Below are 13244 nucleotides of genomic sequence, written 5' to 3'. Positions count from 1 at the left end.
TTATTTACTTATTAAGTAATGTTTATTCTTTAAAGAATCCACTATTTTATTATATATGTTTATATTAGGTATTTCTATAGTATGGAAATGAATTCCATCCGTTAAAGTAAACAATGGCTGAGCTTTTTTTTCTTCTACCGATTTAATGAATTCATTTAATTCAAATTTAGAACCTATACAAAGGGGTGTTTTAATTTCACCATAAATAGGATGGTTAACGATTACATCTAATATCTTACCACCTAATTCTATGATTGTATTAAGTTCATCTTCCAGCTCATGAATACCGTTGTGTTTACATTTTATAACCTTTAGGATTTTATTATCACTTAATATAACATAGCCATTTGAGGTTGCAAGGATATCTATTCCACGAGCTCGTAAAAGGGCTATGTCTTGTACAATAACTTGTCTACTTACTTTGAATTCTTTGGCAAGTTCAGATCCTGTAACGGGTGCCTTAGATTGTATAAGCAAGTTTAGTAATGATTCTCTTCTTTCTTGGGATTTCATGCGTAATACTCCCTTCTAATGACTAAGATTATTTTACCCATTAAAATACCACATTTTTATTAAGTATTATTACGTCCTATAAGTATACCATATGGAATTTTTTATCGCAATATTGAGAAAATTGGACATGGTAATTAGAAAGGTGTTACATAAATGGATATAATTACCTTTTTATTGCAATTCATAAAAGTTACATTTTGTTAAAAACTTGAGTTTTTTGTTAAAAAAACCTTTTTAAATTTGGAAAAATGATATAATTTCATTAAAGGGGAAGGGGATAAATATGAGGAGAATGTTGCTGATAATTAGTTTCATTTTGTGCGTAACTACAACTGTTCATAGCCAGGATAGGTTTGTTCAAATATTTCCACAAAAGATAAGGGAATCTATGAAATTAGAGCATATGAATAAAATAGTGGCAGATGGTAAAGGTAATATTTATGTGGCTACAACGGAGGATACTATATATAAGATATATGAAGATAGAAGAATAGAAGTCCTAGGGAAAAGGGGTACAAAAATTGGTGAATTTATTGATATAGGAGATATGGCAATTGATAAAAATAATAATTTGTACATAGCAGATTCCAAAAACTATAGGATACAGGTAATGAACCAATACGGAAATTTTAAAGTGCATAAGAAGTTTGATACGGAGAAGGAAGGATATATATTTGCAAAGGGAATGACTATAGATGATGAAGGAAATATCTATATGGCAGATACTCAAAATCATAGGATTAGAAAAATAGATATGGATAAAAGGGTACATACCTACGGTAAATATGGATCTAAATCAGGCAATTTAAAAGACCCTAATGATGTGGTCTATACGAATGAAAAAGTATACATAAGTGATATGAATAATAATAGGATTCAAGAGATGAACTTAAATGGATCTATATATGATATAAAAGGCAATAAGAAAATAGAGAAGGACTTACATATGCCCATATCAGTAGAAGCAGATAATAAAGGTAATATATATGTATTAGATAATTTTATAAATAATATTATAAAGTTAACCAATAAGGGTGAGATTGAGAGAATTCCAACTAATATGGATTTCCCAACGGATATGTATATTGATAGGAAGGACAACATATATATTGTCTCAGATAAAACTATAACAATAATATATGAAAATGGAGAGAGGGAAATAATAGGGGAGAAACAGGATACTCATAATAAAATAAGTAAGCCTAAAGGAATTACAGTAGACAAATTTGGTAGTTTATATATATCAGAGACTTGGACAAATAATTTATATAAGGTAAAGAGAAATGGAGAAGTACAAGTTTTCGACGGTGATTCTATTAAAATAGGAAAAATATCAGGTGTAGAATTAGATGAAAAGGGAAACTTATATTTCATAGATAAGGATAATTGCCAGATAAGAAAGGTTAGTGTAAAGGGAAGAAGCAGAGTAATAGGAGGTCTTGGAACGGAAAAGGGCAAATTTATATTTCCAGAGGGAATTCATATAGACAAGGATGGAAATATATACGTGGCAGACACTCAAAATAATAGAATTCAAAAGATTGACATTAAAGGTAAGGTCACCGTGTGGGGGGAAGAAGGCATAGAAAAAGGTCAATTTAGACTTCCATCTGATGTGGCAGTAGATGAAAATGGGAATATATATGTGGCGGATACTTTAAATAATAGAATCCAAAAGATAAATACAGATGGTACCATAGATGTAATTGGAGAATATGGTCAAGAACTAGGACAATTTAGTGGACCTAAAGCCGTTGAAGTAGATAAATATGGAAACATATATGTGGCAGATACCTTAAATAATAGAATTCAAAGGATAGATCCCTATGGAAATGTAGGATCCTGGGGAGAGTATGGAGAATTAGAGGGACAGTTCAATTATCCATCTTCAATAGGAATTGATGTGGATGGAAATATATACGTTTGTGATTTGGAAAATGACAGAATTCAGTACTTATATTTGAATGGAGAGTAAATAGAGGAACAGAGAAAAAGCAGGGAGAAATCCCTGCTATATTATTTATTTAATACTATCCATAGCCTTTTTAGCAAACTCAGTAGTAACTATTTTATCATAAGGAGCTCTCTTGTCTAGTTCTCCAGCCATTTCAACTATATCCATCATATGATTTAATCCTTCTTCTGTAAGAATCAAATCAGGTTTCCAAGTATCTTGTGCCTTGTATCTATTAACAACCTCTGTTAATATTTCTAGATCTGCATCAGGGAACTGTGGAGATATGGCAGCTGCTACTTCTTCTGCTGAATGGGCCTCTACCCATTGCATTCCCTTATAGATAGCGTTAGTAAACTTTTGAATAATCTCAGGATTATTTTCTATAAAACTCTTCTTAGCAGAATAACAAGTATATGGTATATAGCCACCTTCCTTACCGATTGAAGCCACTATATGTCCTGCACCTTCCTTTTCCATTAAAGAAGCAACGGGTTCAAACAGAGTTACAAAATCTCCTTCTCCACCTTTAAAGGCTCCAGCCATTACGGAGAATTGTATATCTGTTCTAACATTTACATCTTTACCTGGCATTACCTTGTTAGATTTTAAAACATATTCTAGAGTCATTTCTGGCATACCGCCTTTTCGACCACCTATAATAGTTTTTCCCTTAACCATATCGAAAGTAAAGTTTGGCATAGGCTCCCTGGCCACTAAAAATGATCCGTCCCTTTGGGTCAATTGAGCAAAGTTAACTGCATAGTCATCCTTACCCTTGTTATATACATAAACAGAGGCTTCAGGACCCATAAATCCAATATCTACTTGATTAGATGAAAAAGATACCTAAGGATAGGATTTTTATTGAGGGAATATGGACAAAGGCAGTATTCATATGTATTAGTAGTAAATGAGAAGGGGAGAGTCCATATGGATAATTGGGTAGACACACCCTATGGGAAGAGGTATAAAGAGGATTATGGCACATCCATAGCTTTTTTTATGACAGCTCCAGATGAGAAGGGAAAAAGAGGTATACCAGATGATGTGGTGAATATTATTTTGGAAGAGTATATGAGTTCAGATAAAAAGACATTTAGTGAATAATACTAAGCACTAAATGTCTCCAAGTTAAATCTTATAATAGATATGAATTTTTTTTCTTCCATAGGGCCTATCATTATGAAATATTTCTATACGCTCAATGATAATATTTAAGATTTTCTTCTTTGAGTTAAAAGAGAGGGTATGAAAATCTTTAGTAAAGGATTTTATATAGGGAATAAAATCCTTATTTTCCTGATAATTTTGTATATTATCTAGTTTGGATTGTAATTCCTTTAAGAGTTTATTTTTTTCTTCATTTTTCTTAGATAGCTTTTTCTTTCTTTCTATAAAATCCTTTTCTGTAATTATTTCTTTTTCAATGAGTTCAAATAGTTTATCCTTTCTCTTGGAAATACTATGAATACTTTCCTGTATTGTAGAAATTTCATTTTCGATAATATATAATTTATGATCTTTTTTCTTAATCAACTTTTTATTCATTTCATAAACTGTGCTTTCAGATTCTTCTAGGTTTTGAATACTTCTTTGTATTTCTTTCATAATTATATTTTCTGATATGTAATGGTGAGTACACTTTCCATAGTGCTTATAACTTTTACAGGTGAAAAATACTTCCCCATCTTTTCTGGTGTTTCTAAGCATATATTCCTTACAATCTCCACAAAAGATAAGACCAGATAATAAATTTGGAATTTTAGAAGAGGTTCCACGATTTAGTTTTCTTCTATTTATATTGATTTCAGATTTTAGAAATATTTCTTTAGAGATTATAGGCTCATATAGTCCTTTATAGGTAGTATAGTTATCTGAATAGACTACTTTTTTCTTGCCATCTTTTTTTATATATTGTTGTCTTTTATGGACCATCTCACCATAATAAGTGGGGTTTTTTAATATGCGAACAATAGAAGAACTGCTAAAAGCTTTCTTATTTCTAGTCAAATATCCTAAATTATTAAGGTGGATAGCTATACTTCTAGTACCAATATTTTTATTTGCACTAAGATCAAATATTTTTCTTATAATTTGAGCTTCATTTTTATTGATTTTTAGGGTCTTATCTTGGGTTAGTTCATATCCTAAAGGAGGTCTTCCACCTCTCCATTTTCCTTCATTTAATATTTTTTTATGAGCCAGTTGAATTCTTTCACTTATGGAAGCTCTTTCAAATTCAGCAAAGGAACCTAGCATGTTTAGCATTAATTTACCAGAGGCAGTGGAGGTATCGAAGCTTTCTGTTTTAGATTTAAATATTATATTATAGGTTGTAAATATTTCTATTATTTTCATTAGATCTGCCATATCTCTAGAAAGCCTGTCTAATCTCCATACTAGGGCTATATCATATTTTTTACAATCTCCTAATAACTTTTTTAATGCGGGCCTATTCATAGTACTTGCAGAATATCCAGCATCAATATAAAAATTATAAATATCATAATCAAAGGCACTACAATATTTGATTAATTCTTGTTGCTGGGCCTGGATAGAGTGGCCACCAGAAGCTTGCTCCTCAGTACTTACACGGAGATACAGGGCTGCTTTCAAAAAAATCACCTCTTAGGTAGATATATTAAGACATATGCAAATAGCCATAATATTTATTACTAAATTTATAAATGGGTGAAAGACATTAATGGAAAAGACTACTTATGATAATGATTTAATAAGTTTATTACCATATAATAGAAATCAATTGGATTATATGGTAATATTAAAAAGACTTATGTCTTTATAATTGTTTAACAAAATAGGAGTGACATAGTATGGAAGAAATATTTATACAAGATGAAGAAGTAGATTTTAATGACTTAGAATTGTTAGAAATCATAGCTAGAAGCATTTCGGATGTCGTAGGAGTATATAGTCTCAATAAAACAATTATGTTCTATAACCAAGCTGGTTATAAATTTTACAATACAACTAAAAGTAAAATTAAGGGTAAAAAATGTTATGAAATGTTAAATAGAAATGAAAAATGCTTAAATTGTTTTTTTGAAAAGGCTATCAAAACTAAAAAAGTAATAGAAACAGAAAAAGTTATTCCAGAAGTAAATAAATATATGAAATATAAATATACTCCCGTATTAAATAAATTAGGAGAAGCACGATTTGTTATTGTCCAATCACAAGATATTACTAAAAAGAAAGCATTAGAAAAGATAGTAGAAGAAAATGAAATAAGGTATAAGGAAATAGTGAATGTTTTACCCGATCCAATAATTATTACAGTAGATGGTAAAATTGTTTTAGCAAATAAAGTAGCATTAAAATATTTTGATGAAATTATTGGAAAGGACGTATGGGAATTAATACCTGATCATTCAGAAACTGCTAAAAAGAGGATTAATCAGATAATTGAAACTAAAAAGGAAAAAGCTACCTTAGATTATAAGATTACTCTCAAAAATAAGAGTGTAATAGATGGGGAAGTATGTTCAAACTATTTAATTTATCAAGGAAAGCCTGCAGTTCTCTCAATAATTAGGGATGTTACTGAAAGGAAAAAAGAGTTAAATGCAGCTGCAAAAATTCAAAAAGGAAATTTTCAGACAATAGTTCCTTTATCAACTAGAATTAATGTAGAAACTCTTTATGTACCAGCAAAAACAGTTAGTGGAGATTTTTTTTATATTAACAAAATAAACGAAGATTTAATTGTTGGAATAATTGGTGATGTAAGTGGAAAAGGAATGTCAGCTGCTCTTAGTATATCTGCATTTAATGTTTTATTTCATGAAGCAATTTTAAAAGATCAAAACCCACACACTATAATCAATCATTTGAATAAGAAAGTCATTGATTATTTAGGAGAAAGATACGTTGCCGTATGTTGCTTTAGTCTTGACTTTAAAAAAAATGAAGCAAAAATAGCAGCAGCAGGTATTAATGAATTCGTATTTCAACATAAAAATAATCTAATTGAAAAACGAATTATCAAAGGACCTTTTCTAGGAATGTTTGAAGATAGCATATTTGATGAACAGGTAATTCACTTTGATAGAGGCGATAAATTTTATTTCTTTACTGATGGACTAGAATCTATATTTAACAATACAAAAATTACTGAAAAATATATTGAAAAAGCTACACCAATTAATGTAATAAATTATTTAAATAAACACTTGAAAAATATATCGGAGAATGTAGACGGAATAAAAGATGATTGCACTTTGTTATCAGTAGAAATTAAATAAAATAAGGAGCACGTAAAAATGAAAAAAAGAGAATTTGTTTTGTACGATTTAACTCAATACAAAAAAATTATTGAAGAAGTTATTAGGGACTTAAATGCTTCTGAGTATTATTTTGATATAAAATTAATTCTTACAGAAGCTTTAACCAATGCCTATAAACATGGAAATAAAAGTAACAATAAAAAGTCTATTTATTTGAGATATTTTTACAACAATAATGAATTAAAGTTTGAAATAGAAGATTCAGGATCTAATCAAAAAAATATAACTATCCCTAATGAAATATCAGACGAAAATTTATTAGATGGTTCAGGAAGAGGATTATTTCTTATTAAAAGTATGGCTGATAACGTTGAGTACAAAGGGAATATGTTGATTATACAAAAATATTTATGTTATTAATTGGGGAGGGAGAATACACATGAAAATGAGCTTAAAGACCAAGTTAATATCAATGTTTTTTATATTTATTTCAGTTCCACTTATTATTTTAGGCATTATATCTAGCAGTATGGCTTCAAATTCAATGGAACATTTGACGGAGGAAGAGTTAAGACAAATTACTGAAGAAACATCTAAAGCTATTAATCAAACTGTAAACTCAGTAGATAAATATGTACAAGTTTTAAGTCATAACAAGGACTTTGCTAAAATTGCCACAGGAAACATTGAAGATCACTCTGAAATTTTTAAATATTTAAAAACTCTTCAAGACGAAAATCATGAGGAAATAGAAAAGATAATTATTACAAATCAATCAGGTAAAGGAGTTATTAGTAGTGATGATAAGGAATACAATATAGATTTAAGTAATCGATTATATGTGCAAAGTGCTTTAAAAGGCTCTAAACATATAAGTGAAGTAATTATATCTAAAGTTTCAAAAAAACCTATAATAGCAATCGCTTATCCCTTAAAGCTTAATAATGAAATTGTGGGAACAATAACTGGAACAATTAAGTTTGAAAATATAAACAAACATGCTTCTGAGATAAAAATAGGAGAAAATGGATATGCATATATGATCGATAAAAATGGATTATTTGTATATCATCCTAAAAAAGAAAAAATATTGAAAGAAAATATAAAAGATATAGATAATGAACAATTACATAAATTAGTAGAAAAAATGATATCAGGAAAAACAGATGAAGGGTATTATGAATACGAAGGAGTTCGTAAATTCGTAAGATTTACTCCCTCAAACAATTGGATTATAGCAGTAACAGCCGATTATGACGAGTACATGGCTGTGGCAACAGCTATTAAAAAGGATACGATTATTATAACTGTTGCAGCATTGATTATTGCAATGTTTTTAGCTTATATGATTACAACAAGAAATATAATAAATCCTATTAAAAATTTAGAAGAGTTAATGATAAAAGCAGGGGATGGGGATTTAACAGTTGAATCAAAAATAACTACAAAAGATGAAATACAAACATTAGGTGAATATTTCAATCAAATGATAGAACATCAATCAAATATAATAAGTCATGTTAGAAAAGGGGCAGAGGATTTAGCGGCTGCCTCAGAAGAGGTGTCTGCTTCTACAGAAGAAGTAAGTGCATCAACTGAGCAGATTACAGCCAATATACAAGAAGTTGCGGCAAATGCAGAACATCAAAATAATACTATAATTGAAACTTCTGAAGTGTTAGTTCAGCTTTCGAGTTTAATTCAAATAGCACAAAGTAAAGCTATTAAAGCCAAAGATAATTCAGGAGGTACTAAAATAGCTGCTGAGGAAGGACGAAATAATGTTGAAAAAACAGTTGAAGCTATTGAAAATATTAATAAAGTATCAACTGAAACAGCAGATATACTAAAAGAATTAAATGAACTTTCTAATAAAGTTAGTGGAATTATTGAAACAATCAATAAAATTTCAAATCAAACAAATTTATTAGCATTAAATGCGGCTATTGAAGCTGCAAGAGCTGGCGAACATGGCAGAGGATTTACAGTGGTAGCAGATGAAGTGAAAAAACTTTCAGAACAAACAAGTGTTGAAGCAAATGAAATAGCTTCATTAGTAAATCAAATGGTAACTCAAATAAATGCTGCTGTTAAATCCATGAACTTAGGCAAGCAAGTAGTAGAAAATGGTGTAATCGTAGCAAATGAAACAGACAAATCATTTGTTAGTATTATAAATGCAGTAGAACAAATAGTGAAAGACGTTGAACAAATAGTAGATGTGACGAAAGATGAAGTTGCAAGTTCAGATCAAATCATAAATCTTATTGATTCTGTTGCAACCATTACTGAAACTACAGCAACAAATAGCGAAGAAGTGGCTAAATCAACGGAAGAACAATCTTCAGTAGTAGAGAATTTAGCTGCTAGCGCAGAAGAAACTAGTGCTATGGCTAATAGCCTAAATGATCTTGTAGTAAAATTTAAGATTCGAGGTGAATAAAAGTGAATACATCAAACATTATAATACCTAAAAATTTTGCAGTAGATGAGGCTTCTGATTTTAGAGAAGAAATAATTCTATTAATTAACAAAGGTGAAAGAGATTTTACACTTAATTTTAGTGAATGTACATTTATTGATAGTACAGGGCTTGGCGTATTAGTATCAATATATAAAAAATGTGAAGAAATAAATGCTAATCTTAAACTTCATTCAATTAATTCACAAGTTATGAGGATCTTTGAATTAACAAGATTAGATAAAGTATTTAATATTAAATAATAAAGAAAGCAAAGATTAAATTCTTTGCTTTTTTACTTACTAGGAAATTATAAATTTTCAAAGCTGTGAATAAGTAAAAAAATAAGGGGGTGTGGGGGAAGAATTCCCCTGCCTCTTTAAAGGAGCATGCTCAGATTACGGAGTATGTCTTTTTTATTTAAATGTCCTTTAATTCTATGGATAATATTTGAAATATTCTGAAATTTATGCTATACTATGAATATTAGTAAACTTATCCTAATATACTCCAATCTGCAAAACAGATTCATTTCTTTAGGATATCATTTCTTAAACAAGAATAAATTCTCATTGTTTTTCTTATATTTTATTCTTTTCATTGAGTATCAAAACCATATATGAAAGTTTTATATTTTGCTGTTTTTTTTCAAAACAGTTTATATTGGTGTATCTAATTACTGAATTCTTTCGTGAGAGAAATGAAGGAGGTAATCTTTTGGATGGATTCCTTTTGAGGGGAGACATTCTCTTTCGAGTACAATCCGTTATTAACCGCGTAAGCGTTAAAATATGAAAATGGGATAAAAGTATTTTTATCCGGTATTTAGCTTGTAAAATAAAAAGGGGGACAAAGTTATATGGATTTAGTAAACTTGTATGAAACTTGTAGTACAAAAAACAGTATTAAGAAATTAAATATACTTAATACAAGAAAAGCTTCAAAAAAGGACTTATCTCAAATATATGGTGTGGCTTGTTCTGTGGGCAAGAAAACGAAGATATCCCAAGCAGGTTTTTTGATGGATGATTATACATCAAATCCCAAACACTATAAAAATTTTTTCATGGAGAAAATTCTTCAATTAGATCATTTTTATATTGCAGAAAACAGCGGGGTTGTTGGATTTTTAATGGCATATACAAAAGAACAATGGTTAGAAAGTAATCCTAATTGGATTGAAGATATATGTTGGAGACCAGATTTTGATAAAACTAAGTTAGATGACTTTGTGGTCATAGATAAGACAGCCATATTGTCAAATTTAACAGGACATGGGATTGGCAGCATTCTTTATAAAAGATTGATGAAGGATTTAAAATTAAAAAATATTAAGAACATATTTGCAGAAACAATAATCAGTCCTACCCCTAATTTTGCTTCCCTTGCTTTTAGAGAAAAGCAAAATTATACCCTTTCAGGTTTAAGATATGAATCCTATAAAAGCACACTCTACACAGATTTAATTTATAATAAATCCGTAAGTTAATCTTTTCTTTATCCTATACTCATTAACATCATACATTATGAAAGTACATTCCCATCATGAAATTTGAAATTATAGCATTAAATCACATTGTTAGAATAAGAATTAATCTAAAACTAGGATCAAATCATGACTTGGTTTTTTTGAAAAAATCCTATCCTTAGGTATCATTATCAGATAATAGAGCAGTCATAGTTTTATCTGCACCTTGGCCATTAATCACTTCTAATTCTATTCCTTCTTCTTCAAAGAAACCATTGGTTATGGCCACATATTGAGGTGCGTAGAATACTGAGTGAGTAACTTCTGCTAACCGAACTGTAGTCATGGCTTTGTCACCGCAACCAACAAATGCCATTGACATGATTAGTACCAAGGTGAGAAAAAGAGCCGTCTTTCTAAACTTTTTCACAAAAATCCCCCCTAATAAAAATTTTCCTATAATATCAATATATTCATATGGATATTATAGGTTACTAAAACTTAATTATTATGAAAAGGGTTTTAAACTAGAAATAAAGAAATATAATTTAGAGAAATAAAGTTTTTATGTGGGGGTATGAAGATGAAAATATATATTAGTGCTGATATTGAGGGGATTACAGGTGTAACTAGTTGGAGTGAAACGTCAAAGGGAGACTCTGATTATGAAAATGGAAGAATTCAAATGGAAAGGGAAGTTAATGGAGCAATTACAGGAGCAAAGAATAAAGGAGCAAAAGATATATGGGTAAAGGACGCTCATGAAACAGGTAGAAATATAGATCCTGATAGTTTACCAAAAGATGCTAAACTACTAAGGGGTTGGAGTGGCCATCCATTTGCCATGGTAGAAGGGATAGATGATACATTTCATGCCTGTGCTTTTATTGGATACCATGCAGCATCTGGAAACGATGGAAGTCCCCTTAGTCATACGATGAATACTACCAAGATTGCTAGTATGAAAATAAATGGTATAGAAACTAGTGAATTTTTAATTCATGCTTATGCAGCTGCAAGTGTGGGAGTACCTACGGTTTTAGTAAGTGGAGATGAACGTTTATGTGCCCATGTAAAAGATATTAATAAAAATATAGAGGTAGTTCCCGTTAAAAAGGGCATAGGAGAGGCTACTATAAATATGCACCCAGAACTGGCAGTGGAGTTAATAGAGGAAAAAATGGAAAAAGCATTAGATGGAGATATTAGTAAGTGTATGATAGAACTACCAAAGTCATTTGAAGTAGAACTAGAATTTACTAAGCATAAGGATGCTTATACGGGGTCATTTTATCCAGGTATGGAACAAACAGGTCCTACTAAACTTTTATATAAAACAGATAAGTACTTTGATGTATTAAGGATGATTTCCTTTGTAGTCCTATAATTGGATGAATAATATATTAAAAATGGGTTGCCTATAAAATATGGGTGACCTTTTTTAATTACAGGGAAATTATAAATTTTTAAAAATGTGGATAAGTAAAAAATGAAGGGGGGTGGGGGAAGCATTCCCCTGCCTATTTAAAGGAGGATGCTCAGATTACGCTAGTAATCGTCGAAAGGAACCATAGGGTTCCTTAAAGTCCCATAGGTCGTATGCCTTTTTTACTGTGAGAATATATAGTATAATCAATTGTATGGCAATTAATGTAAAGGTCAGATGAGATAGGAAGGAGTAGTTTGGTGGAAAATAAAAAGACTTATATAGAAATAAAGGATTCAATAAGAGTTTTGATTATGTATATATTTGTGTTTAACATTATGGTAGTAATGGGATTGGGCATGTTATATGAAATAATGGGCAAAACATTAGAAGTAACCTTAGAAAATATGATAATAAGTATAGTGTCTTGTATTTTTATAATAAAGTGGTGTGAAAAGAGATATATAGTTGAACTAAAAAAACTATTTAATACAAAAAAGGTTACCATACTTAAATTGTTTTTTATGCTAATATCCATAACAGGTCTAATAATATTATTATCTGAAATAGATAATTTAGTAAAGGTTGTATTTCCCATAAGGGGCATGTGGAAAGAACTATTTGTAGATATGTTTGGTCAGGAGCACAATTTGTGGCAGAAAATTATTGCAATAGTCATAGTAGGGCCAATTGTGGAAGAACTATTATTTAGAGGTATAATTTTAAAGGGATTCATGAAACACTATTCTCCTAAGAAAGCCGTAATAGTATCAGCATTTTTATTTGCCCTAGTTCATATGAATATTTGGCAGTTTGTAGTGGCCTTTCCCTTGGGTCTTATATTAGGATGGTGGTTTGTAAAAACAAACTCCATTATACCTTGTATTTTAGGTCATATGTTTAACAATAGCATTCCCTTTATAATTACCTATATTATAAATGTGGAAATACCAGGCTTTAATACAAGCGGTGAAATAGTACAATTTCAACCCATGTGGTTTAATTTACTGGGATTAGGTCTATTTAGTATGGGAGTTATATTACTTGTAACTATATTTAAAAATGATAAAAATCAGATTATAGAATAGTTAAAAAAGTAATGTTGAAAATATCTTTCATAAAGTTCATAAAAATAGTTATTCAATTTACTATCCTCTAACTAAAAATTGTTA

The 13244-nt window shown here is 29.9% G+C and carries 12 protein-coding genes and 1 pseudogene; 9 read left to right on the top strand and 4 right to left on the bottom strand.

The window, feature by feature from the left end:
* Nucleotides 1-513: a transcription repressor NadR gene (locus tag CCE28_RS10000; RefSeq protein WP_095133505.1), complete on the bottom strand. Its 513-nt coding sequence runs from the start codon at nucleotides 511-513 to the stop codon at nucleotides 1-3.
* A 292-nt stretch (nucleotides 514-805) separates the two neighbouring features.
* Here CCE28_RS10000 and CCE28_RS09995 point away from each other — a divergent pair, with 292 nt between their 5' ends.
* Nucleotides 806-2488: an NHL repeat-containing protein gene (locus CCE28_RS09995; protein WP_207652881.1), complete on the top strand. Its 1683-nt coding sequence runs from the start codon at nucleotides 806-808 to the stop codon at nucleotides 2486-2488.
* 45 nt (nucleotides 2489-2533) lie between these two features.
* On the opposite strand, the pseudogene CCE28_RS09990 reads toward CCE28_RS09995, so the two are convergent.
* Nucleotides 2534-3292, bottom strand: a pseudogene (locus tag CCE28_RS09990) (ABC transporter substrate-binding protein); the annotation flags it as partial.
* 108 nt (nucleotides 3293-3400) lie between these two features.
* Here CCE28_RS09990 and CCE28_RS22220 point away from each other — a divergent pair.
* Nucleotides 3401-3577 (top strand): hypothetical protein, encoded by a 177-nt coding sequence (locus CCE28_RS22220; protein ID WP_176461760.1) that lies wholly within the window; start codon nucleotides 3401-3403, stop codon nucleotides 3575-3577.
* Between the two features lie 24 nt (nucleotides 3578-3601).
* Here the strand turns inward: CCE28_RS22220 and CCE28_RS09985 are convergent, their stop codons facing one another.
* Nucleotides 3602-5086, bottom strand: a complete 1485-nt coding sequence (locus CCE28_RS09985; protein ID WP_176461759.1) for a recombinase family protein — start codon at nucleotides 5084-5086, stop codon at nucleotides 3602-3604.
* A 218-nt stretch (nucleotides 5087-5304) separates the two neighbouring features.
* Between CCE28_RS09985 and CCE28_RS09980 the strand changes: the two genes are divergently transcribed.
* The 5 genes from CCE28_RS09980 to CCE28_RS09960 all read left to right on the top strand — a co-directional run bounded on the left by CCE28_RS09980 (nucleotide 5305) and on the right by CCE28_RS09960 (nucleotide 10667).
* Nucleotides 5305-6735 (top strand): SpoIIE family protein phosphatase, encoded by a 1431-nt coding sequence (locus tag CCE28_RS09980; RefSeq protein ID WP_095133497.1) that lies wholly within the window; start codon nucleotides 5305-5307, stop codon nucleotides 6733-6735.
* An 18-nt stretch (nucleotides 6736-6753) separates the two neighbouring features.
* Nucleotides 6754-7137 (top strand): ATP-binding protein, encoded by a 384-nt coding sequence (locus CCE28_RS09975; RefSeq protein ID WP_095133495.1) that lies wholly within the window; start codon nucleotides 6754-6756, stop codon nucleotides 7135-7137.
* A 19-nt stretch (nucleotides 7138-7156) separates the two neighbouring features.
* The gene (locus tag CCE28_RS09970) at nucleotides 7157-9160 is read left to right on the top strand and encodes a methyl-accepting chemotaxis protein (protein WP_095133493.1); all 2004 of its coding nucleotides are present in this window, start codon (nucleotides 7157-7159) and stop codon (nucleotides 9158-9160) included.
* A 2-nt stretch (nucleotides 9161-9162) separates the two neighbouring features.
* Nucleotides 9163-9441 carry an STAS domain-containing protein gene (locus CCE28_RS09965; protein WP_095133491.1) on the top strand — a complete coding sequence of 93 codons (279 nt, stop codon included), beginning with the start codon at nucleotides 9163-9165 and terminating at the stop codon, nucleotides 9439-9441.
* 596 nt (nucleotides 9442-10037) lie between these two features.
* Nucleotides 10038-10667, top strand: coding sequence for a GNAT family N-acetyltransferase (locus tag CCE28_RS09960; RefSeq protein WP_095133489.1), 630 nt, complete (start codon nucleotides 10038-10040; stop codon nucleotides 10665-10667).
* 157 nt (nucleotides 10668-10824) lie between these two features.
* Here CCE28_RS09960 and CCE28_RS09955 read toward each other — a convergent pair whose 3' ends face one another.
* Nucleotides 10825-11076, bottom strand: a complete 252-nt coding sequence (locus tag CCE28_RS09955; protein WP_095133487.1) for an ABC transporter substrate-binding protein — start codon at nucleotides 11074-11076, stop codon at nucleotides 10825-10827.
* A 153-nt stretch (nucleotides 11077-11229) separates the two neighbouring features.
* Between CCE28_RS09955 and CCE28_RS09950 the strand changes: the two genes are divergently transcribed.
* Nucleotides 11230-12033, top strand: a complete 804-nt coding sequence (locus tag CCE28_RS09950; RefSeq protein ID WP_095133485.1) for a M55 family metallopeptidase — start codon at nucleotides 11230-11232, stop codon at nucleotides 12031-12033.
* 299 nt (nucleotides 12034-12332) lie between these two features.
* Nucleotides 12333-13160, top strand: coding sequence for a CPBP family intramembrane glutamic endopeptidase (locus CCE28_RS09945; RefSeq protein WP_095133483.1), 828 nt, complete (start codon nucleotides 12333-12335; stop codon nucleotides 13158-13160).
* The last annotated feature ends 84 nt before the right edge of the window (nucleotides 13161-13244 follow it).

The organism is Anaeromicrobium sediminis, from assembly GCF_002270055.1.
Taxonomy (GTDB): Bacteria; Bacillota; Clostridia; order Peptostreptococcales; family Thermotaleaceae; genus Anaeromicrobium; species Anaeromicrobium sediminis.
The sequence above is the reverse complement of the archived record's forward strand: the minus strand, read 5'-3'. Positions and strand labels throughout refer to the sequence as shown.

What these genes read in the sequence shown, in the direction of transcription:
- CCE28_RS09950 (WP_095133485.1), top strand. Translation starts at nt 11,230, where the DNA reads ATGAAAATATATATTAGTGCTGATATTGAGGGGATTACAGGTGTAACT.
- CCE28_RS09980 (WP_095133497.1), top strand. Translation starts at nt 5,305, where the DNA reads ATGGAAGAAATATTTATACAAGATGAAGAAGTAGATTTTAATGACTTA.
- CCE28_RS09960 (WP_095133489.1), top strand. Translation starts at nt 10,038, where the DNA reads ATGGATTTAGTAAACTTGTATGAAACTTGTAGTACAAAAAACAGTATT.
- CCE28_RS09975 (WP_095133495.1), top strand. Translation starts at nt 6,754, where the DNA reads ATGAAAAAAAGAGAATTTGTTTTGTACGATTTAACTCAATACAAAAAA.
- CCE28_RS22220 (WP_176461760.1), top strand. Translation starts at nt 3,401, where the DNA reads ATGGATAATTGGGTAGACACACCCTATGGGAAGAGGTATAAAGAGGAT.
- CCE28_RS09995 (WP_207652881.1), top strand. Translation starts at nt 806, where the DNA reads ATGTTGCTGATAATTAGTTTCATTTTGTGCGTAACTACAACTGTTCAT.
- CCE28_RS10000 (WP_095133505.1), bottom strand. Translation starts at nt 513, where the DNA reads ATGAAATCCCAAGAAAGAAGAGAATCATTACTAAACTTGCTTATACAA.
- CCE28_RS09970 (WP_095133493.1), top strand. Translation starts at nt 7,157, where the DNA reads ATGAAAATGAGCTTAAAGACCAAGTTAATATCAATGTTTTTTATATTT.